The sequence below is a fragment of the Streptomyces hokutonensis genome, from assembly GCF_042751305.1.
In the GTDB taxonomy this organism is placed as follows: Bacteria; Actinomycetota; Actinomycetes; order Streptomycetales; family Streptomycetaceae; genus Streptomyces; species Streptomyces hokutonensis_A.
Window position 1 is genome coordinate 181,838 of the sequence record NZ_JBHYWD010000018.1, and the last position, 20,255, is coordinate 202,092.

The 20,255-nt window shown below is 71.2% G+C and carries 17 protein-coding genes; 4 read left to right on the forward strand and 13 right to left on the reverse strand.

The window, feature by feature from the left end; genetic code table 11:
* Window positions 1-27: 27 nt before the first annotated feature.
* Window positions 28-1,434, reverse strand: a complete 1,407-nt coding sequence (locus tag ACFXC1_RS36930) for an AI-2E family transporter (protein WP_381251270.1) — start codon at window positions 1,432-1,434, stop codon at window positions 28-30.
* A 59-nt stretch (window positions 1,435-1,493) separates the two neighbouring features.
* A complete protein-coding gene (locus ACFXC1_RS36935; RefSeq protein WP_019075591.1) occupies window positions 1,494-1,688 on the reverse strand; it encodes a DUF3046 domain-containing protein in 195 nt (64 codons plus the stop codon).
* Between the two features lie 80 nt (window positions 1,689-1,768).
* On the opposite strand from ACFXC1_RS36935, the gene ACFXC1_RS36940 reads away from it, so the two are divergent.
* A complete protein-coding gene (locus ACFXC1_RS36940; protein WP_381251272.1) occupies window positions 1,769-2,704 on the forward strand; it encodes a hypothetical protein in 936 nt (311 codons plus the stop codon).
* 13 nt (window positions 2,705-2,717) lie between these two features.
* On the opposite strand, the gene ACFXC1_RS36945 is transcribed toward ACFXC1_RS36940, so the two are convergent.
* The 3 genes from ACFXC1_RS36945 to ACFXC1_RS36955 are packed head-to-tail and all read right to left on the reverse strand — an operon-like array spanning window position 2,718 to window position 4,656.
* Window positions 2,718-3,026, reverse strand: coding sequence for an AzlD domain-containing protein (locus tag ACFXC1_RS36945; protein WP_381251274.1), 309 nt, complete (start codon window positions 3,024-3,026; stop codon window positions 2,718-2,720).
* Complete coding sequence (locus ACFXC1_RS36950) at window positions 3,023-3,766, reverse strand: AzlC family ABC transporter permease (protein WP_381251303.1); 744 nt, start codon at window positions 3,764-3,766, stop codon at window positions 3,023-3,025. The genes ACFXC1_RS36945 and ACFXC1_RS36950 overlap by 4 nt, the downstream gene beginning before the upstream one ends.
* Window positions 3,670-4,656: an AraC family transcriptional regulator gene (locus tag ACFXC1_RS36955; protein ID WP_381251276.1), complete on the reverse strand. Its 987-nt coding sequence runs from the start codon at window positions 4,654-4,656 to the stop codon at window positions 3,670-3,672. Before ACFXC1_RS36955 ends, ACFXC1_RS36950 begins: the two co-directional genes overlap by 97 nt.
* 113 nt (window positions 4,657-4,769) lie before the next feature.
* On the opposite strand from ACFXC1_RS36955, the gene ACFXC1_RS36960 reads away from it, so the two are divergent.
* Genes ACFXC1_RS36960 through ACFXC1_RS36970 form a run of 3 tightly spaced genes read left to right on the forward strand, consistent with a single transcriptional unit; the run spans window position 4,770 to window position 11,476 of the window.
* Window positions 4,770-9,761 (forward strand): ATP-dependent helicase, encoded by a 4,992-nt coding sequence (locus tag ACFXC1_RS36960; protein ID WP_381251278.1) that lies wholly within the window; start codon window positions 4,770-4,772, stop codon window positions 9,759-9,761.
* Window positions 9,762-9,800: 39 nt separating this feature from the next.
* Window positions 9,801-10,679, forward strand: a complete 879-nt coding sequence (locus ACFXC1_RS36965) for an Fpg/Nei family DNA glycosylase (protein WP_381251280.1) — start codon at window positions 9,801-9,803, stop codon at window positions 10,677-10,679.
* 32 nt (window positions 10,680-10,711) lie between these two features.
* Window positions 10,712-11,476, forward strand: coding sequence for an SDR family NAD(P)-dependent oxidoreductase (locus ACFXC1_RS36970; protein WP_381251282.1), 765 nt, complete (start codon window positions 10,712-10,714; stop codon window positions 11,474-11,476).
* Here ACFXC1_RS36970 and ACFXC1_RS36975 read toward each other — a convergent pair.
* The 8 genes from ACFXC1_RS36975 to ACFXC1_RS37010 all read right to left on the reverse strand — a co-directional run bounded on the left by ACFXC1_RS36975 (window position 11,424) and on the right by ACFXC1_RS37010 (window position 20,034).
* On the reverse strand, window positions 11,424-11,702 hold the full coding sequence (locus ACFXC1_RS36975) for a hypothetical protein (RefSeq protein ID WP_381251284.1): 279 nt from the start codon (window positions 11,700-11,702) through the stop codon (window positions 11,424-11,426). The two genes, ACFXC1_RS36970 and ACFXC1_RS36975, sit on opposite strands and share 53 nt — an antisense overlap.
* A 278-nt stretch (window positions 11,703-11,980) precedes the next feature.
* Window positions 11,981-12,355: a helix-turn-helix domain-containing protein gene (locus ACFXC1_RS36980; RefSeq protein WP_019075583.1), complete on the reverse strand. Its 375-nt coding sequence runs from the start codon at window positions 12,353-12,355 to the stop codon at window positions 11,981-11,983.
* Window positions 12,356-12,464: 109 nt separating this feature from the next.
* Complete coding sequence (locus ACFXC1_RS36985) at window positions 12,465-13,010, reverse strand: CinA family protein (protein ID WP_381251286.1); 546 nt, start codon at window positions 13,008-13,010, stop codon at window positions 12,465-12,467.
* The gene (gene pgsA, locus ACFXC1_RS36990; protein ID WP_381251288.1) at window positions 13,007-13,834 is read right to left on the reverse strand and encodes a CDP-diacylglycerol--glycerol-3-phosphate 3-phosphatidyltransferase; all 828 of its coding nucleotides are present in this window, start codon (window positions 13,832-13,834) and stop codon (window positions 13,007-13,009) included. The genes ACFXC1_RS36985 and pgsA overlap by 4 nt, the downstream gene beginning before the upstream one ends.
* Window positions 13,831-15,303, reverse strand: coding sequence for a 30S ribosomal protein S12 methylthiotransferase RimO (rimO, locus tag ACFXC1_RS36995; protein ID WP_381251290.1), 1,473 nt, complete (start codon window positions 15,301-15,303; stop codon window positions 13,831-13,833). Before rimO ends, pgsA begins: the two co-directional genes overlap by 4 nt.
* Window positions 15,304-15,394: 91 nt before the next feature.
* Window positions 15,395-16,255 (reverse strand): helix-turn-helix domain-containing protein, encoded by an 861-nt coding sequence (locus ACFXC1_RS37000; protein ID WP_381251292.1) that lies wholly within the window; start codon window positions 16,253-16,255, stop codon window positions 15,395-15,397.
* A gap of 266 nt (window positions 16,256-16,521) precedes the next feature.
* A complete protein-coding gene (locus tag ACFXC1_RS37005) occupies window positions 16,522-19,227 on the reverse strand; it encodes a DNA translocase FtsK (RefSeq protein WP_381251294.1) in 2,706 nt (901 codons plus the stop codon).
* Between the two features lie 123 nt (window positions 19,228-19,350).
* The gene (locus ACFXC1_RS37010) at window positions 19,351-20,034 is read right to left on the reverse strand and encodes a response regulator (protein ID WP_200714639.1); all 684 of its coding nucleotides are present in this window, start codon (window positions 20,032-20,034) and stop codon (window positions 19,351-19,353) included.
* Window positions 20,035-20,255: the final 221 nt, after the last annotated feature.

Below are 20,255 nucleotides of genomic sequence, written 5' to 3' on the forward strand. Positions count from 1 at the left end.
CCCCCGGTGTTCTCGCCGGATCATCCCTCAGGAGGAGCCGTCTCCGGAGTCTCGCGGTTCGGAATCCGCAGAACCGGAGTTCCTTCGGCCGGAGTCGGTCGCCCCGGAATCAGTGGGTTCGGAATCAGCAGGTCCGGGGTCGGTCGGCCCGGAGTCGGTGGCCTCGGCATCGGCGGTCCCGGCGGAGTCGGCCGCCGTGTGCTCCGTAGTCCCCGGCCGCCGCTCCCACAGCCCCCGCGCGCGGGTCAGCAGACCGGGCCCACCGGCCCCCCGGGTGGTCCGATGCCCGTGCACCCGGGGATCGTCCGTGACGGCGTACCGCTTCACGTACGCCCCGAGGAACGCCTGCAGCGTGGCCACGGCCGGAATGGAGATCAGCGCGCCCACGGCGCCCAGGAGCGCGGTGCCCGCGATGACCGAGCCGAAGGCGACCGCGGGGTGGATGTCGACGGTCTTCGCGGTCAGCTTGGGCTGCAGCATGTAGTTCTCGAACTGCTGGTAGACCACGACGAAGATCAGCACCCACAGGGCGTACCAGGGGTCCACGGTGAAGGCGATCAGCATGGGCAGGGCGCCCGCGAGATAGGTGCCGATGGTCGGGATGAACTGGGAGACCAGGCCCACCCAGACGGCGAGCACGGGCGCGTACGGGATGCCCAGCGCCTGCAGCAGGATGTAGTGCGCCACCCCGGAGATCAGCGCCATCAGACCGCGGGAGTATATGTAGCCGCCGGTCTTGTCGACTGCGATCTCCCACGCGCGGAGCACCTCGACCTGCCGGGCGGGCGGCAGCACGGAGCACAGCGCGCGCCGCAGGCGCGGTCCGTCGGCGGCGAAGTAGAACGAGAACAGGCCGATCGTCAGCAGCTGGAAGAGGCCGCCGAGGACCTGGGTGGACACGTCCAGCACGCCGGTGGCGCTGTTCTGCACGTACTTGCGCAGCCAGTCGGAGTGGAGCAGCCCCTCCTGGATGTCGACCCGTTTCAGGTCGGTCTGGAAGTGCGTGTTGACCCAATTGATGACGGAGTCGAGGTAGTTCGGGAAGTCCTCGATCATCTTGATGATCTGGCCGGCGAGCATCGAGCCGAGCAGGGTGACGAACCCGGCGCTCACGATCAGCAGGCCGAGGAAGACCAGGAAGGTGGCCAGCCCCCGGCGCATGCCGTAGGCGGACATCCGGCTCACCGCGGGCTCGATGGCGAGGGCCAGGAAGAACGCGATGAGGATGTTGATCAGCAGCCCGATGAGCTGGTGGAAGGCCCAACTGCCCAGCTGGAACACGGCGACGAGGGCGAGCGCCAGCACCATGGCGCGCGGCAGCCAGCGGGGCATGCGGGCAGCCGACGCGGCGCCGTCGGCCGGGGGCCGGGTCGGCGTCGTACCGAACGGGGGTGCCTGCGGGGCGTCGTGCCCGGTCTCGTCAGTGGATGCCACGGAGCAAGTCTCGCCTACGCCGCTGACAACCGGTCACCGCCGTCGATCTTCGTGACCGATCAGCGACTTTCCTGCGGAACGTTCATGACCGCGCAGACCACGCGCCACACGTCCTTGGCCTCCCAGCCCGCGTCCAGCGCCTCGTGCACCGTCCGCCCGCCGAGCTCTGTCATCACGTGATCGCGCGCGAAGCTCTCGGCGTATCCCGCGCCGAAGTGCTCCGTCATCCGCTGCCAGAAGACCGTCAACCGCATGACACCAGTATCCCGCCCCTGAGGGTGGGCCCTGGCCGGGACCGCTTGCCGAGACCGCTTTCCGTCCTACGGTCTGACGCATGGCCGAAACAGGAGCATCCACACTCCCCCCGGCGCACTCCCCGCTCTTCCGCGCCGAGCACTTCGTCTGGCTCACCGCGCGCGTGCTGGAGCAGCGCCTCTTCGCGTACCACTTCCTCAACGGCGAACCCGATCCGGTGGAGACCGCGCTGGACGCGTACCGCAACGAGGACGGCGGGTACGGGCACGCGCTGGAACCCGATCTGCGCGGCCCGGTGAGCCAGCCGCTGCACACCGGTCACGCGCTGCGCGTCCTGGACTCCATCGGGCGCTGCGGCGGGCAGCGGGTGGAACGCGTGGGCCGCTATCTGACCTCGGTCTCCACGGCCGACGGCGCCCTGCCGGCGATCCTTCCCGGCCAGCGCGGCTATCCGACGGCGCCGTTCGTGCCGATCGTGGACGACCCGCCGAGCGAACTCCTCGCCACCGGGCCGGTGGTGGGCCTGCTGCACCGCAACGAGGTGTGGCACGCCTGGCTGTTCCGGGCCACCGACTTCTGCTGGCAGGCCGTCGACTCCCTGGAGAAGTCGCACCCCTACGAGATCGAGGCCGCCGTCGCCTTCCTGGACTCGGCGCCCGACCGCCCGCGCGCGGAGGCCGCCGCCGACCGGCTCGGCCGCCTGGTGCGCGAACACCGGCTCGCCGCCCTGGACCCGGAGCACCTGGAGGCCTACCCGGTCGCCCCGGGGTACGCGCCGGGCGAACACCACTTCCCGTACGACTACGCGAAGACGCCGAGTTCCCTCGCGCGCGCGTGGTTCACGGACGACGAGATGGCACGCTCCCTGGACCATCTGTCGGCCGGCCAGCAGGAGGACGGCGGCTGGCCGATCCGCTGGCGCCAGTGGGCGCCGGGCATCGCCCTGGAGGCACGCCCCATGGTGACGATCCAGGCACTGCGCACCCTGAAGGCTTACGGCCGCTCCATCGGCTGACTTGGGGGCCGTCTCAGCCGCCCATGGCCCGCACGCCCGCCGTCACCAGCACGGCCGCCGCGACGACGAGGAGGAAGGGTGCCCGCAGTACCAGCACCACGGCGGCCGCCGCGAGCCCAACAGCCCGGGCGTCGAGCACGAGCGCGTGCCCGTCGGCGAAGGTCTGCTGCGCCGTGAGCGCGGCGAGGAGGGCGACGGGCAGCAGGGCGGCGAGCCGCCTCACCAGCGGTCGCTCGAGGGCACCCGCGGGCACGAGAAGTCCGGCGAGCTTGACGACGTAGCAGCCGAGGGCGGTCGCCGCGATCGCGATCCAGACGGTCAACGGTCTTCCTCCTGTGCGTCGTTGGGTGCGCCGGTCTGCCGACGGCCCGCTACGTAGAGGGCGATCGGTGCCGCGAGAGCGGCCGCAAGGACCGGCACGCCGGCCGGTAGTACGGGCAGCAGACCCAGTCCCAGCAGGACCGCGAGTGCGGCGACGGCCCGCTCGATGGTGGTCCTGAGCATGGGCGCGAGCAGCGCCAGGAAGACGGCGGGCCCGGCCGCGTCGAGACCCCAGGCGTCCGTGTCCCCGATGGCCTTGGCACCCAGCGCGCCCAGCAGCGTGGTGAGGTTCCACAGCAGGTACAGGGTGAGCCCGGTGACGGTGAACCCGATCCGCGCGGCACGTCGCGTGGGCTGCGCGAGGGTGACGGCCGTCGTCTCGTCGATGACCCACTGTGCGGCGAAAGGACGCACCGCGCGCGGGAGGGCCAGCAACTGCGAGAGGCGCAGCCCGTAGAAGGTGTTGCGCACGCCGAGGAAGAAGGCTCCCGCCGCCGCGGTGAGCGGATTGCCGCCGGCCGCGAGTGCTCCCACGAGCGCGAACTGGGAGGCGCCGGTGAACACCAGGAGGCTGAGGGCGCAGGTCTGCAGCAGGGTGAGCCCACCACCGGCCGAGGTCACCCCGAAGGCGAACCCCGACAGCCCTACGGCGACCCCGACTCCGAGGGCGTCCCGTACGACGGCGGAGTCCGGCTTTCCCCCAGCGTCGGAGTCCGGTTCTCCTCCCGTTCCGGCGCGTATGTCTTCTGAAGCGATCTGTTCTGCCACGTGTCGGACGTTAGGAGCAGTCGCGGCCCCGCGTCTTGTACGTTCTTGCGCTCCCGCTGGTACGCGCCCGGGGGCACGCCGACGATCCGGGCGAAGTGGCGGTTGAGGTGCGGCTGGTCCGTGAACCCGACGGCGACGGCGGCCTGCGCGGGGGCCGTACCCGAGTCCAGGAGTTGCCGTGCCCTGCGCACCCGGGCGTCGGTCAGCCAGGGGTGGGGCGGCATCCCGTAGGCACCCCGGAACGCGCGCAGCAGCGCGAACGGACTGGTTCCCAGATCCCCGGCGAGCTGCTCCAGGGTGGGCGGGTCCACCATCCGCTCCTCCAGCACGGCACGCGCGCGTGCCGCCACCCGGCTGCCCGCCGTGGGCACGGCGCGCTGCGGCAGCGGGCCACCGTTCAGCCGGAGCAGCCTGGTGACGGCGACCCGCAGCAGGGTGTCGGCGGCGAGCGCGTTGCCCTCGTCGGCCGCGCGCAGCACCTGGTGGACGAGCCCGACGGTGTAAGGGTCGTCGAGCACGGGATCGACGAACCCGGGCGTGCCGCGGATCGAGGTGGTCTCGGCGGCTATCGCGGCCACCACCTCGGGCGACGGGTAGACCGCGCCGTACCGCCAGCCCTCGGGCACGCCCGCCCTGCCGGTGTGCGGAGTGTCCGGGTTCACCAGCGCGAGCGTCCCGGCCCCGGCGTAGACATCGCTCCCGCCGTGGTGGAAGACCTCGGCGCCGTCCGCGATGGCTGCGATGACGAAGTTCTCGTGGGTGTGCCGTACGAACGTCTTGCGGATGTACCGGGCCCTGAGCAGGTCGACTCCGGGCAGCTCCGTGTACCGCCAGTGCCTCGCCCGCTCGCCCGAACCCGCCATACGGCCATTCTCCGCCACGGCGGCTCGCGGGCGCCGAACCGTTCATTCGAGCCATCGCCGGAGAATCCCCGCAGGTCAAACGCATTGTCAGTGGTCGGGTGCAGGATGGACGCATGGTCAGCTCCGCACACCGAGCCCTCGATGGCTTCTCCCCCGCGACCCGCGGCTGGTTCACGGGGGCGTTCTCCGCGCCCACCGCGGCCCAGGCCGGCGCGTGGCGGGCCATCGGCGAGGGCTCGGACGTGCTGGTGGTCGCCCCGACCGGTTCCGGCAAGACCCTGGCCGCCTTCCTCGCCGCGCTGGACCAGCTCGCGGCGACACCGCCTCCCGCCGACCCGAAGAAGCGCTGCCGGGTCCTGTACGTGTCTCCGCTGAAGGCCCTCGCGGTCGACGTGGAGCGCAACCTCCGTTCCCCGCTCACCGGCATCCGCCAGGAATCCGTCCGCCTGGGCCTGCCGGAGCCCGAGGTCAAGGTCGGCATCCGCTCCGGCGACACCCCGCCCGCCGAGCGCCGCGCACTGTCCACGCGCCCGCCGGACATCCTGATCACCACCCCGGAGTCCCTGTTCCTGATGCTGACGTCGGCCACGCGCGACGCGCTGACCGGCATCGAGACGGTGATCCTGGACGAGGTGCACGCGGTCGCGGGCACCAAGCGGGGCGCGCATCTCGCCCTGTCCCTGGAGCGGCTGGACGAGCTGCTGCCGAGGCCGGCCCGCCGTATCGGCCTCTCGGCGACCGTCCGCCCAGTGGACGAGGTCGCCCGCTATCTCTCCCCGCGCGGCAAGGTGGAGATCGTCCAGCCGAAGTCGGGCAAGGAGTTCGACCTCTCCGTGGTCGTCCCGGTCGAGGACCTGGGCGAGTTGGGCGGCTCCCCGGTGGCCGACGGCAGCGAGGGCAAGGAGAAGCCCTCGATCTGGCCGCATGTCGAGGAGCGCATCACCGACCTCGTGCAGGCCCATCGTTCAACGATCGTGTTCGCCAACTCCCGCCGCCTCGCGGAGCGTCTGTGCAACCGGCTCAACGAGATCGCCTACGAGCGCGCCACCGGCGAGCCCCTGGACGAACACCACGCACCGGCCGAGCTGATGGGCGGTTCCGGCGCGGCCCAGGGCGCGCCCCCGGTCATCGCCCGCGCCCACCACGGCTCGGTCTCCAAGGAGCAGCGGGCCCAGGTCGAAGAGGACCTCAAGGCGGGCCGACTCCCCGCCGTGGTCGCCACGTCCAGCCTGGAGCTGGGCATCGACATGGGAGCCGTCGATCTCGTCATCCAGGTCGAGTCCCCGCCGTCCGTGGCCTCCGGCCTCCAGCGCGTGGGCCGCGCGGGACACCAGGTCGGCGCGGTCTCCACGGGCGTGGTCTTCCCGAAGTACCGGGGCGACCTCGTCCAGGCCGCCGTGGTCACCGAGCGGATGCGCACCGGCTCCATCGAGTCCCTTAGGGTCCCCTCCAACCCTCTGGACGTGCTGGCCCAGCAGCTTGTCGCGATGACGGCGCTTGACACCTGGCAGGTCGACGACCTGCTCGCCACCGTCCGCCGTGCCGCGCCCTTCGCCTCGCTCCCGGAGTCGGCGTTCACGGCCGTGCTGGACATGCTCGCGGGCCGCTATCCGTCCGACGCCTTCGCGGAGTTGCGCCCGCGCGTGGTGTGGGACCGCATCGCCGGCACGATCACCGGCCGCCCCGGCGCGCAGCGTCTCGCCGTCACCTCCGGGGGCACGATCCCCGACCGCGGTCTCTTCGGGGTCTTCCTCGCGGGCGCCGACCCCAAGAAGGGCGGCGGCCGGGTCGGCGAGCTGGACGAGGAGATGGTCTACGAGTCCCGGGTGGGGGACGTCTTCACCCTCGGCACCAGCTCCTGGCGGATCGAGGACATCACCCGCGACCGCGTCCTGGTCTCCCCCGCGCCCGGCGTCCCGGGCCGGCTCCCCTTCTGGAAGGGCGACCAGCTGGGCCGCCCGCTCGAACTGGGCCGCGCGGTGGGCGCGTTCCTCCGCGAGGTCGGCTCCCAGTCCAAGGAGGACGCGCGGCTGCGCCTCCTCGCCGCGGGCCTCGACGCCTGGGCCGCGGAGAACGTGCTGTCGTACCTGGCCGAACAGCGCGAGGCCTGCGGCCACATCCCGGACGACCGCACGATCGTCGTGGAGCGCTTCCGCGACGAACTCGGCGACTGGCGCGTGGTCATCCACTCCCCCTTCGGCGCCCAGGTCCACGCCCCCTGGGCCCTCGCGCTCGGTGCCCGCCTCTCCGAGCGCTACGGCATGGACGCCCAGGTGATGCACGCCGACGACGGCATCGTCCTGAGGCTCCCCGACGCCGACCTGATGGGCCTGGACCTGCTCGACCAGGAACCCATGAAGGCCGGCACGGAGTACGACGCCGACCAAGCCCCCGTAGGCGCGGCGGACGTCGCCTTCGACAAGGGCGAGGTCGATCAGATCGTCACCGACCAGGTCGGCGGCTCGGCCCTGTTCGCGGCCCGCTTCCGCGAGTGCGCCGCCCGCGCGCTGCTGCTGCCGCGCCGCAACCCCGGCAAGCGCACCCCGCTGTGGCAGCAGCGCCAGCGGGCCGCCCAACTGCTCCAGGTGGCCAGCGAGTTCGGCTCGTTCCCGATCGTCCTGGAGGCGGTCCGCGAGTGCCTCCAGGACGTCTTCGACGTCCCGGGCCTCACCGAGCTGATGGGCGACCTGGAGTCCCGCAAGGTGCGCCTCGTCGAGGTCACCACCCCCGAGCCGTCCCCCTTCGCCCGCTCCCTCCTCTTCGGGTACGTCGCCCAGTTCCTCTACGAGGGAGACTCGCCGCTCGCCGAGCGCCGCGCCGCCGCCCTGTCCCTGGACTCCCGGCTGCTGGCCGAGCTGCTCGGCCAGGCGGAGCTGCGCGAACTCCTCGACGCCGAGGTGCTGACCGAGCTGGAGCGCGAGCTCCAGTGGCTCACCGAGGACCGCCGCATCAAGGACGTCGAGGGCGTCGCCGACCTGCTGCGGATGCTCGGCCCGCTCACCGACGCCGAGTTGGCCGAGCGGGGCGCCGCACCGCAGTGGGCCCACGACCTCGCTTCCGCGCGGCGCGCGATCCGGGTCCGTATCGGCGGCACCGACCACTGGGCGGCGATCGAGGACGCGGGCCGTCTGCGCGACGCGCTCGGCACGGCGCTGCCCGTCGGTGTCCCGGAGGCGTTCACCGAACCGGTCAAGGACCCGCTCGGCGACCTCCTCGCGCGTCACGCCCGCACCCACGGCCCGTTCACGTCGGCCACGGCAGCAGCCCGTTTCGGCCTGGGCGTGGCCGTCACCGAGGGCGCGTTGCAGCGGCTCGCAGCGAACGGCCGTGTCGTACAGGGGGAGTTCCACCCGGCCGGCATCGGTCAGGAGTGGTGTGACGCGACGGTGCTGCGTCGGCTGCGCCGCCGCTCCCTGGCCGCGCTGCGACACGAGCTGGAGCCGGTGCCGCCGGCCGCGCTCGCGCAGTTCCTCCCCCAGTGGCAGCACATCGGCAAGGGCCACGGCCTGCGCGGCATCGACGGACTGGTGCGCGCCGTCGAGCAGTTGCAGGGAGCCTCCGTGCCAGCGTCGGCTCTGGAGAAGCTGGTCCTGCCGTCCCGCGTGGCGAACTACGCGCCCGCCATGCTCGACGAACTCACCGCGTCCGGCGAGCTGGTGTGGGCAGGCGCGGGCTCCCTACCCGGCAAGGACGGCTGGATCTCCCTCTACCTGGCGGACGCGGCCCCCCTACTCCTCCCGCCACCGCACCCCCTCGAACTCACCGCACTGCACCAGTCCGTCCTGGACACCCTCTCCGGCGGCTACGGCCTCTTTTTCCGCCAGATCGCCGACCAGGTCCGCGCGACCACCCACCCCGACGCCACCGACCCCCAACTGGCCGACGCCGTCTGGGACCTGGCCTGGTCCGGCCGGCTCACGAACGACACGCTCACCCCCATGCGCTCCCTGCTGGGCTCCGGCCGTACGGCGGGTTCCACGGCCCACCGCGCGAAACGCACGGTCCCGCGCGGGCGCTACGGCTCCCTCACCGCCGCCGCCCGCCCCACCTCACGCACCGGTCCGCCGACCGTCGCCGGCCGCTGGTCCCTGCTCCCCGCCCACGAACCGGACCCCACCGTGCGCGCCCACGCCCTGGCCCGCACCCTGCTCGACCGGCACGGCGTGGTGACCCGGGGAGCCGTCGCCGCGGAGGGTGTGGAGGGCGGATTCTCGGCGACGTACCGCATCCTGTCCGTCTTCGAGGAGAGCGGCCAGGCGCGGCGCGGCTATGTCGTGGAGGGGCTCGGCGCCGCCCAGTTCGCGATGGACGGCGCGGTGGACCGCCTCCGCGCGGTCGCCAACGCCCGCGACCGGGGCGACGACCTGCCCACACCGGACACCACGGACAACGACCCCTACGGCTTCGGGGCCCTCGGTGGCTCCAGCACACCGCCCTCCGGTTCCGTCAACCGCTTCGACAACTCTCCCGCCCCCCACGGCCGACACAACACACCTGACTCCCCCGGAGTCCACGACTTCGCCGACGCCTTCGGCCCGTTCACCGACTTCGACGACCTCGACGACACGGGCACACCGGCCGGACCCACCTCACGACTCGACGGCTCCCCCGCCTCCCATCCCCCGTCCCCGGGCGACTACATCTCGCCCCGCGACTTCCCCGCCCCGGCACCCCGGACCAACAGCACGTTCTCCTACCACCGACCCTCCCTCGCCACCCGGGCCGTGGTCCTCGCCGCCGCCGACCCGGCGAACGCGTACGGCGCCGCCCTCCCGTGGCCCGAGCCGCCGACGGGCGCCGGGCACAAGCCGGGGCGGAAGGCCGGCTCGCTCGTCGTACTCGTCGACGGTGAGCTGACGCTGTACATGGAGCGCGGCGGCAAGACCCTGCTCGCCTGGCCCTCCGCACCGGACACCACGGCCACCGAGGACCCACGCCTGCAAGGGGCCGCCGAAGCCCTCGCGGCAGCGGCCCGAGCCGGTTCGCTCGGCACGGTCACGGTGGAGCGCGTCAACGGTGCCTCGGCCCTCACCTCCCCCATCGGCACCCTTCTGGAAGGAGCGGGCTTCATCGCGACACCGCGCGGCCTGCGCCTGCGCGCATGAACCGAACCGACCCTCACCACCGCATGCCACCCTTGACCCATGCCTGAAGGCGACACCGTCTGGCAGACCGCGAAGCGCCTCCACACGGCCCTCGCGGGCAAGGTGCTGACCCGCAGCGACCTCAGGGTGCCCAAGTACGCCACGGCGGACCTCACCGGGCGCACCGTCCTGGACGTCACACCCCGGGGCAAGCACCTGCTGACCCGCGTCGAGGGCGGCCTCACCCTCCACTCGCACCTGCGAATGGACGGCACCTGGCGCGTGTACGCCAACGGTCAGCGCTGGAGCGGTGGCGGCCCGGCCCACCAGATCCGTGCGATCCTCGGCACCGCCGACCGCACGGCCGTCGGCTACCGCCTCCCCGTCCTGGAACTCCTCCGCACCACCGACGAACACCGCACCGTCGGCCACCTGGGCCCGGATCTCCTGGGCCCCGACTGGAACCCCCAGCAGGCGCTGGCCAACCTCCTCGCCGACCCCGCCCGCCCCCTCGGCGAGGCCCTGCTCGACCAGCGGAACCTGGCCGGTATCGGCAACATCTACAAAAGCGAACTCTGCTTCCTCCTCGGCGCCACCCCCTGGCTCCCCGTCGGCGCCCTCCCGGCCGACCGCGCCGCGAAGCTCCCCGCCATCGCGAAGCGCCTACTGGAAGCCAACCGCGACCGCCCGGTCCGCAGTACCACGAGCAACATCACGAACGGTTCGGCGCACCGCACCACAGGTGGCCCCCACACCCCCGACCTGTTCGTCTACGGCCGCGCGCCCCGCCCCTGCCTGCGCTGCGGCACCCAGATCCGCACGGCCGACCAGGGCGACGGCTCGCGCGAGCGCCCCACCTACTGGTGCCCGACCTGCCAGGTGGGTCCGGCGCCGGGCACCTCCCCACCTCGTGGAACTCAGCACCGTACGACTAATTGACGACCCGTCAGAAACCCTCGTACCGTCGCTGCATGCCCGTCAAGGCGTACGACCTCACCGGACGCACCGCTTTCGTCACCGGCGCCGCCAGCGGTATCGGCCGCGCGTCGGCGGTGCTGCTCGCCGAGGCGGGTGCCACCGTGCACTGCGCCGACCGTGACCCGCAGGGTCTGCATGAGACGGCGACCCTGATCAAGGACAAGGGCGGCACCGTCCGCACCCATCACCTCGACGTCACCGATCGCGCGCAGGTCCGGCAGGCCGTCGAGTCCTGCGAGGAACTGCATGTGATGGCCGCGGTCGCCGGGATCATGCACAGCAGCACGGTGCTGGAGACCCGGGACGAGGATCTCGACCGGGTGCTGAACGTCAACTTCAAGGGGGTGCTGTACGCCTGCCAGGAGGCGGCCCGGCTGATGCTCGACCGCGGCACGAGGGGCAGCATCGTCACCATGGCCTCGGGCGCGATCGACACCGGAGGGTCCGGGCTGCTCTGCTACAGCGCCGCGAAGGCGGCCGTCGTCCAGCTGACGAAGACGCTGGCGACGGAGGCTGGCCGGCACGGCATCCGCGTCAACGCCGTCGCACCGGGCTGGATACGCACGCCCATGACCGATCACCACGAGGGCGAGGCGCAGGCCCGTACCGAGGCGCTGATGGCCCGGCTGTCGCCGCTGGGCCGGGTAGGTGAGCCGGAGGACATCGCCCACGCCGTGCTGTATCTGGCGTCCGACGCGTCGTCGTTCACGACGGGTCAGATCCTCCGTCCGAACGGGGGCGTGGCGATGCCGTGGTAGCGAGGGACACCGACCAGGCCTCCCTCCAGCGTCCCTGCCCCACAGCTCCGGCCGCCCTGGCCTTCGGCACACAGTGCACCGGCAGCAGGCTCAGCCCCCACCCCCCGGCCGCGACCGCCCCTTCCAGGACCCCGGCGTCGGCCGCCAGCGCGAGCCGCAGCACGGCCCACCACCACAGCGCCCCGAGTCCCAGGACAGCCCCCCAGCGCGCTATCCGCCCCGCCATGGCACCACCTCCAGCCGGACGCCAGACCGCCGCGGTCACCCGCGAGGAGGGCGCGTCGACGGCACACGCACGCACCACCCGCCTCAACCATGACCGCACCGGACCACACCGGCAAACGGACCACCGCGGACCGACAAAGCTCCCGGCCGTACAAGGCGCCCGGAACGCGAAAGACCCCGACCGCACCTCTCCAGCTCTCACTGGAGAAGCCCCGGCCGGGGCCCTCAGTACATCCTCAGTGCCGGTCAGCGCCGCATCGGCTCAGACCGGCGTCGGCGTCACGCGGCGACCACGTCCACCGCCTCGGCGGGGGCCTTGATGGTCACCCGTTCCGGTGGCACACCGGTCACCGACACGGAACCCAGCATCGGACGTACCGACGTGGGCACGGAATCGGTGGCCGCAGCAGACTGGGCCAGCTCGGCGAGAGCGAGCTCGTCACTCACTTCCCGCATGAGCTCGGACATCCGTACGTCCAACGCGTCGCAGATGGCGGAGAGCAGTTCAGAGGAAGCCTCCTTCTGCCCCCGCTCCACCTCGGAGAGATAGCCGAGTGAGACTCGGGCGGACGAGGAGACTTCGCGCAGAGTACGGCCCTGGCGCTGGCGCTGCCGACGCAGCACGTCACCCAGCAGGCGACGGAGCAGAATCATCGGTGGCTCCCTCCTCGGACCGCGTAGCCGCATCCTTCTCGCCCCACCGTACCGCCTTGCGCCGCGGCCGTGCGGGGAGCGATGTCGTGTTCACTCAGGGCTGCAAACATCAAAACCCCCCGTTCTGTTCCGTATCCTGTGCCCGCTCATTCCCGGTCTGTTCGCTCACGAGCCGCTCCAGAAGCAGCGCGAGTACGCTCCGTACACTCTCTCTACGAATTTCCGCCCGGCCGCCGTTCAACCGCAGGGCGGCCACTTTCCCGCCACCGGCTCCATCCGAATCCGGACCAAAGTGCCCGTCCACGGCCACGAAAACGGTGCCCACGGGCTGCCCGTCCTGCGGCTCCGGGCCCGCCACGCCGGTCGTCGCGATACCCCAGTCGGCGCCCAGCGCCTTCCGCACACCGGCCGCCATCTGGGCCGCGACCTGCGCATCCACGGCCCCGCACTCGGCCAGCAGGGCGGCGTCGACACCGAGCAGCTGGTGCTTCAGCTCGGTGGCGTAGGCGGTGACCGAACCGCGGAAGGCCTTGGAGGCTCCGGGCACCGATGTGATCTCCGCCGCAACCAGACCACCGGTGAGCGACTCGGCGACAGCGAGCGTCGCACCGCTCACGGTCAGTAGTCGCACCACTTCAGTGGCCGTGGAACTCACGCTTCCGTCTCCTCCGACGCCGCCATGCGCTCGGCGATTCCCTGCCTGCGCAGCACAATGGCCTGTCTCACATAGTCGAGTCCGGTCAGCACGGTCAGAATGACCGCCGCAGCCATCACCCAGAACCTCAGGGTCGCCAGCCATCCCGTGAGCGCCAGCACATACATTCCTACGGCCACGCCCTGCGTGAGCGTCTTCAGCTTGCCGCCGCGCGACGCGGGAATGACGCCGTACCGGATGACAAGAAAACGCAGCAGCGTGATCCCGAGTTCCCGGCCGAGGATGACCACGGTCACCCACCACGGGAGATCACCGAGCGAGGACAGACAGATCAGCGCCGCGCCCATGATCGCCTTGTCGGCGATGGGGTCGGCGATCTTCCCGAAGTCGGTGACGAGGTCGTAGGTGCGCGCCAGGTGGCCGTCGAACAGGTCGGTGATCATGGCGATGGCGAACGCCGCCCAGGCGAACGACCGCATCGCCGGGTCGTACCCGCCGTCGGCCAGCATCAGGGCGACGAAGCCGGGGACGAGCAGCAGCCGGAGCATGGTCAGGAAGTTGGCGATGTTCCAGACGCTCGCCTGGTTGACGGCGGCGGCGACGACCTTCGCGCGTGCCGGCCTCGGGCCACCGGGCACGCCGGACTCGACAGCACCGGAAGAGGCACCACCGGCCGGGACTCCCCCGGAGGGGACACCGCCGGAGGCACTGCCCGACATCGCGCCGGAAGGGGCGCCACCGGAGGCCGCACCGGAACCCGCGCTCGCGGGCGCGCCGTTCGCGCTGGAGGTGCCGCCCGCCGCCGATGCCGGGACTCCGGTCATCTGCCCGCCTCCTCACTACACGCGAGCGAGCCCAGGAGCGGCTCGGCCACCAGGTCGACACCTTCCGTACCGACCACCTTCGCCTCGACCATACGGCCGACGCTCAGGCCTTCGCCGCTCGTGAGGAGCACCTGGCCGTCCGTCTCCGGCGCCTGGTGCTCGCCGCGGCCGTAGGCGCCGTCCTCGGAGTCCACCGACTCGACCAGCACGTGCACGGTCTCGCCGACGCGCTCCTCGGCGCGCTGCGAGACGAGCTCCTCGGCGAGCCGCGAGATGTGCGCGAGCCGCGCGTCGACGACGTCCTGGTCGAGCTTCTTGTCGTACGTCGCCGCCTCCGTGCCCTCCTCGTCGGAGTACCCGAAGACGCCGATGGCGTCCAGGCGGGCGCCGTTCAGGAAGCGCTCCAGTTCGGCGAGGTCGGCCTCGGTCTCGCCGGGGAAGCCGACGATGAAGTTCGAGCGCACGCCGGCCTGCGGGGCCTTGGAGCGGATGGTGTCGAGCAGTTCGAGGAAGCGGTCGGTGTCGCCGAAGCGGCGCATGGAGCGCAGCACATCGGGCGCGGAGTGCTGGAAGGACAGGTCGAAGTAGGGCGCGATCTTCGGTGTCGAGGTCAGCACGTCGATGAGCCCGGGGCGCATCTCGGCCGGCTGGAGGTAGCTGACGCGCACGCGCTCCAGGCCGTCGATGTCCGCCAGCTCGGGCAGCAGCGACTCCAGGAGACGGATGTCGCCCAGATCCTTGCCGTAGGACGTGTTGTTCTCGGAGACCAGCATGACCTCCTTGACGCCCTGCTCGGCCAGCCAGCGCGTCTCGTTGAGGACGTCGCTGGGGCGGCGGGAGATGAAGGAGCCGCGGAAGGACGGAATGGCGCAGAAGGAGCAGCGCCGGTCGCAGCCGGAGGCGAGCTTCACCGAGGCGACCGGGGAGCCGTCCAGGCGGCGGCGCAGGGGCGCGCGGGGGCCCGAGGCGGGCGCGAGGCCGTCCGGGAGGTCGACCGGGCCGTGGCCGGGCAGCGCGACGTCCGCGGCGGACTCCTGCCGCTCGGCGGGGCTGATCGGCAGCAGCTTGCGGCGGTCGCGCGGGGTGTGCGAGGCGTGGATGCCGCCGTTCAGGATGGTCTGCAGGCGGTCGGAGATGTCGGCGTAGTCGTCGAAGCCGAGCACTCCGTCGGCCTCGGGCAGCGCCTCGGCGAGCTCCTTGCCGTACCGCTCGGCCATGCAGCCCACCGCCACGACGGCCTGCGTTCTGCCGTGCCCCTTGAGGTCGTTGGCTTCGAGCAGGGCGTCTACGGAGTCCTTCTTGGCGGCCTCGACGAAGCCACAGGTGTTGACGACGGCGACGTCCGCGTCCTCGGCGTCCTCCACGAGTTGCCAGCCGTCCGCCTCCAAGCGGCCTGCGAGCTCCTCCGAGTCCACCTCGTTACGGGCGCAGCCAAGAGTGACGAGTGCGACGGTACGGCGTTCAGGCATGGGCTCAAGACTACTTCGTCCCACTGACACCCCACGTCGAAGGGGTTGGCCGATCTTGGCCAACCCCTTGAGCAACCACCCGTTGGACGGGTTATCCGACCTCGGGGTCGCCCTTCGTGTACGTGAGGCGCTCCACCGCTCCGGGCTGGAAGTCGTCCTCGATCTTCTTGCCATTGACGTAGAGCTGGATCGCGCCGGCGTCGCCGAGGATCAGGTTGACCTTCGAGCTGTCCTGGAAGGTCTTGGACTCGCCCTTCTTGAGGAGTCCGTCGAAGAGCATCCGGCCGTTGTGGTCCTTGGCGGAGATCCAGCTGCGGCCGTCGACCGCGGTCACCTGGACCGTCACCTTGTCCTGCGGAGCGGCGGCGATGGCGCTGTCGGAGGGGTCGGACTTGGGCGTGGCGGAATCGGTGTTCGAGGGTGTCGGCTTGGCGGGTTTGCTGGCGCTGGGCGTGGCTCCCTGGGCGACCTGCGACTTGGCGTCGCTGTTGCTGTCGCCGCCCTTGAAGGCGGTGAATCCGACGAAGCCGACCACCGCGACGATCGCTGCGACCATGGCGGCTGTCCAGTTGGGCCCGCGCCGCTCGGGACGGATGCGTTCCGCCTCGAAGAGAGGTGCCGCCGGCGTCGGGGCCGGGCGTCCGCCGTGATCGTCGTCGTAGCGGGCGAGGAGCGGGGCGGGATCGATGTGGACGGCCTTGGCGAGGGTCCGGATGTGCCCGCGCGCGTAGACGTCACCGCCGCAGGGCGTGAAGTCGTCGGCTTCGATGGCGTGCACGATGGCGATGCGGACCCGGGTGACGCTGCTGACGTCGTCGACGGTCAGCCCGGCGGCGATACGTGCCTGCTGCAGGGCTCGGCCGACGGAAGGGCGGGCTGCTTCCTCATGACCGTCTTCGGAGCGATCGTCTTCGAACGGAGGCTCGTCTTGAGGGGAGTTGCCGATGGACACGGGGGCGCCTTTCGAGCGTGTAGCCGCCTGTGCTGGAAGTTCAGTCTAGGGGGGGTATGAAAGGGTGGGGCAACCGGGCGGTGGGACTTTGTACGCCATCGGTATGGCCGGACAGGCCGATGGCGGGCCAGACACGGACCCCGTGGTGGGAGCCCCATCTGTCCTCTCGCTCAACTTGACGTACGGCAAAGGGAAACGGTTGCCCGACGATCTCTAACGGGTGAGTCACGGCCGGTCGCCACCCTCCCGGAACCGCCTACCCACTCCTAGCCCTCGGACTCCCCGCGGATCACCGCGAGCACGCCGTCCAGCTCGTCGCCCTTCAGCAGAACGTCACGCGCCTTGGACCCCTCGCTGGGTCCGACGATGCCGCGGGACTCCATGAGGTCCATGAGCCGCCCGGCCTTGGCGAAGCCGACGCGCAGCTTGCGCTGGAGCATCGAGGTGGACCCGAACTGCGTGGACACGACCAGCTCGGCCGCCTGGCACAGCAGGTCGAGGTCGTCGCCGATGTCCTCGTCGATCTCCTTCTTCTGCTTGGTGCCGACGGTGACGTCCTCCCGGAAGACCGGGGTCATCTGGTCCTTGCAGTGCTGCACGACGGCGTGGATCTCGTCCTCGGTGACGAAGGCGCCCTGCATACGGGTGGGCTTGTTCTGACCCATCGGCAGGTACAGCCCGTCGCCCTTGCCGATCAGCTTCTCCGCGCCGGGCTGGTCGAGGATGACCCGGGAGTCGGCGAGCGAGGAGGTGGCGAACGCGAGCCTGGAGGGCACGTTCGCCTTGATCAGACCGGTGACGACGTCCACGGAGGGGCGCTGTGTCGCGAGCACCAGGTGGATGCCGGCCGCGCGCGCGAGCTGCGTGATGCGCACGATGGAGTCCTCGACGTCCCTCGGGGCGACCATCATCAGGTCGGCCAGCTCGTCGACGATCACCAAGAGGTACGGATAGGTCTTGAGCTCCCGCTCGCTGCCCTCCGGAGTCTTCAGCTTGCCGTCGCGGATCGCCTGGTTGAAGTCGTCGATGTGCCGGTACCCGAAGGCAGCGAGGTCGTCATACCTGAGGTCCATCTCGCGTACGACCCACTGGAGCGCCTCGGCGGCCCGCTTCGGGTTGGTGATGATGGGCGTGATCAGGTGCGGGATGCCTTCGTAGGCGGTCAGTTCGACGCGCTTGGGGTCGACGAGGACCATGCGGACGTCCTCGGGGGTCGCGCGGCACATGATCGACGTGATCAGACAGTTGATGCAGGACGACTTGCCGGAGCCGGTGGCACCGGCCACCAGGATGTGCGGCATCTTCGCCATGTTGGCCATGACGTAGCCGCCCTCGACGTCCTTGCCGAGCGCCACGAGCATCGGGTGGTCGTCCTCGGCCGCGTCCGCGAGGCGCAGGACGTCTCCTACGTTGACCATCTCCCGGTCCGTGTTCGGGATCTCGATGCCGACCGCGGACTTGCCGGGGATCGGGCTGATGATCCGCACATCGGGGCTGGCGACGGCGTAGGCGATGTTCTTCGTGAGAGCGGTGATCCGCTCCACCTTGACGGCCGGGCCGAGCTCCACCTCGTAACGCGTGACCGTGGGCCCGCGCGTGAAGCCGGTGACGGCGGCGTCGACCTTGAACTCGGAGAAGACGTTCGTCAGGGAGGCGACCACGGCGTCGTTCGCTGCGCTGCGCGCCTTGCCGGGGCCCCCGCGCGTGAGGAGGTCGAGCGAGGGCAGGGCGTATGTGATGTCGCCGGAGAGCTGGAGCTGCTCGGCGCGCGGCGGGAGGTCCCGGACCTCCTCCGGGGGCGCCTTCGTGAGGTCCATGACCTCGGCCTTGAGCTTCTCCTGCTTGGGGCGCGCGGCGGGGGCCGGGACGGGCGTGGGTGTGGTGTCCTCGCGGTCGCCTCCCACCCGTACGCCCTGGGTGAGGTCGGCGACGATCGGCGAGGGCGGCATGCCGTGCAGGACGGCCCCGTCGAGAGCGGCTGCGGCGGCCGCTGCGACGTCCACGGCGTCCATGGGGCGGTGCATCTCGGGCTGGGGCACCGCGGAGCGCCTGGGGCGGCTCCGGCGCCGCGTGAGGGCCTCCTGCTCCGCGCTGTCGGGGTCGTACACCTCCGGGTCGCTCCCGCGCTTGCGGGAGCGCGCGGGCAGCGCCTCGCGCCACTGCTCGTCGTAGCGCTCGTCGTCCTCGCCGAACTCGTCCTCGTCCTCCGGGTCGTGGACGATGCCCAGCTTCACCCCGAGCAGCCTGAGGCGCTGCGGGATGGCGTTGACGGGCGTGGCTGTGACGACCAGCAGCCCGAAGATCGTGAGCAGCACGAGCAGAGGTACGGCGAGCACCTCGCCCATGGTGTACGTCAGCGGGGTCGCCACACCCCAGCCGATGAGGCCGCCGGCGTCCCTTATCGCCTGCATGCCGTCGCTGCGGGCGGGCGCGCCGCAGGCGATGTGGACCTGGCCGAGGACGCCGATGACGAGCGCGGACAGGCCGATCACGATGCGGCCGTTGGCCTCGGGCTTCTCCGGGTGGCGGATGAAGCGTACGGCGATCACCGCGAGCAGTATCGGCACGAGCAGGTCGAGGCGGCCGAAGGCGCCCGTCACCAGGATCTCGACGAGGTCGCCGACCGGGCCGCGCAGATCGGCCCAGGTGCCGGCGGCGACGATCAGTGCGAGACCGAACAGGAGCAATGCGACGCCGTCCTTGCGGTGGGCCGGGTCGAGGTTCTTCGCGCCCTGCCCTATGCCGCGGAACACGGCGCCGACGGCGTGCGCGGTGCCGAGCCAGATGGCGCGCACGAGCTTGACGATGCCACCGGTGGGGCTGGGCGCGGGCTTGGGCGCCGGGCGGGCGGTCTTCTTGGCGACCGCCTTCTTCGCCGGGGCCCTTTTCGCGGCGGCCTTCTTCGCCGGAGCCTTCGCCGGAGCAGCCCTCTTGGCGGGCTGCTTCTTGGCTGCGGAGGGACGTGAGGCCATAGGTGTGAGGTTACCTGTGGAGAGCGCAGGGGACACGTGTGCCCACTGCTTCACCCGTTCGTGTCGCCCGTACGGGACGGGGAACTGACGCGCGCTCACGCACAACTGCGCCCGCGGCGGACGTCAGTTCTGGGACGGGAGCGATGGTGCTCCGGTGCCGGTGCCCGGCTCCAGGGCGTCGAGTGCCCTGCGCAGTCCGGTGAGTTTGCGTTCGAGATGAGCCGCGGTGGCCACGGCCGCCGCGTCCGCCGACTCGTCGTCGAGCTGCTTGGACAGCGCCTCGGCCTGCTCCTCGACGGCCGCGAGCCGCGCGGACAGCTCGGCGAGCAGTCCGGCCGGTTCCTTGGCCGCGCCGACCGCGGGCTTGCCGCCGCCCTCCAGCTGAAGACGCAACAGCGCCGCCTGCTCCCGCAGTTGGCAGTTCTTCATGTACAGCTCGACGAAGACCGAGACCTTCGCACGCAGCACCCACGGGTCGAACGGCTTGGAGATGTAGTCGACCGCGCCCGCCGCGTACCCCCGGAAGGTGTGGTGCGGGCCGTGGTTAATCGCGGTGAGGAAGATGATCGGGATGTCCCGGGTCCGCTCCCGTCGCTTGATGTGCGCGGCGGTTTCGAAACCGTCCATGCCCGGCATCTGAACGTCCAGCAGAATGACCGCGAAGTCGTCCGTGAGCAGTGCTTTGAGCGCTTCCTCACCGGACGATGCCCGAACCAGTGTCTGATCGAGCGCAGAGAGGATGGCCTCCAGCGCAAGCAGATTCTCCGGCCGGTCATCGACCAGAAGGATCTTGGCCTTCTGCACCATGGCCCGCCCTCCTCGCCCCGGATGTGCACCGGGCGCCGCCCCAGAGGACGACTCTCTTGCGCCGCCCGTCCTTGTGCCGGTCATGGTAGCCGCACCCCGCCTGTCGCCACACCCTGTCACCGCGATGTCACTGTGCACGAAGCAGAAACGTAGCGGGAGACCAGAAGGTTCCCCGAATCCCGTACTTCTACACGGCTTCGGACACACTGAGTCAGCAACTC

Coding starts and splice junctions, on each gene's coding strand:
- ACFXC1_RS36965 (WP_381251280.1), top strand. CDS start 9,801: ATGCCTGAAGGCGACACCGTCTGGCAGACCGCGAAGCGCCTCCACACG.
- ACFXC1_RS37010 (WP_200714639.1), bottom strand. CDS start 20,034: ATGGTGCAGAAGGCCAAGATCCTTCTGGTCGATGACCGGCCGGAGAAT.
- ACFXC1_RS36970 (WP_381251282.1), top strand. CDS start 10,712: ATGCCCGTCAAGGCGTACGACCTCACCGGACGCACCGCTTTCGTCACC.
- ACFXC1_RS36980 (WP_019075583.1), bottom strand. CDS start 12,355: ATGATTCTGCTCCGTCGCCTGCTGGGTGACGTGCTGCGTCGGCAGCGC.
- rimO (WP_381251290.1), bottom strand. CDS start 15,303: ATGCCTGAACGCCGTACCGTCGCACTCGTCACTCTTGGCTGCGCCCGT.
- ACFXC1_RS36975 (WP_381251284.1), bottom strand. CDS start 11,702: ATGGCGGGGCGGATAGCGCGCTGGGGGGCTGTCCTGGGACTCGGGGCG.
- pgsA (WP_381251288.1), bottom strand. CDS start 13,834: ATGACCGGAGTCCCGGCATCGGCGGCGGGCGGCACCTCCAGCGCGAAC.
- ACFXC1_RS36940 (WP_381251272.1), top strand. CDS start 1,769: ATGGCCGAAACAGGAGCATCCACACTCCCCCCGGCGCACTCCCCGCTC.
- ACFXC1_RS37005 (WP_381251294.1), bottom strand. CDS start 19,227: ATGGCCTCACGTCCCTCCGCAGCCAAGAAGCAGCCCGCCAAGAGGGCT.
- ACFXC1_RS36960 (WP_381251278.1), top strand. CDS start 4,770: ATGGTCAGCTCCGCACACCGAGCCCTCGATGGCTTCTCCCCCGCGACC.
- ACFXC1_RS36935 (WP_019075591.1), bottom strand. CDS start 1,688: ATGCGGTTGACGGTCTTCTGGCAGCGGATGACGGAGCACTTCGGCGCG.
- ACFXC1_RS36955 (WP_381251276.1), bottom strand. CDS start 4,656: ATGGCGGGTTCGGGCGAGCGGGCGAGGCACTGGCGGTACACGGAGCTG.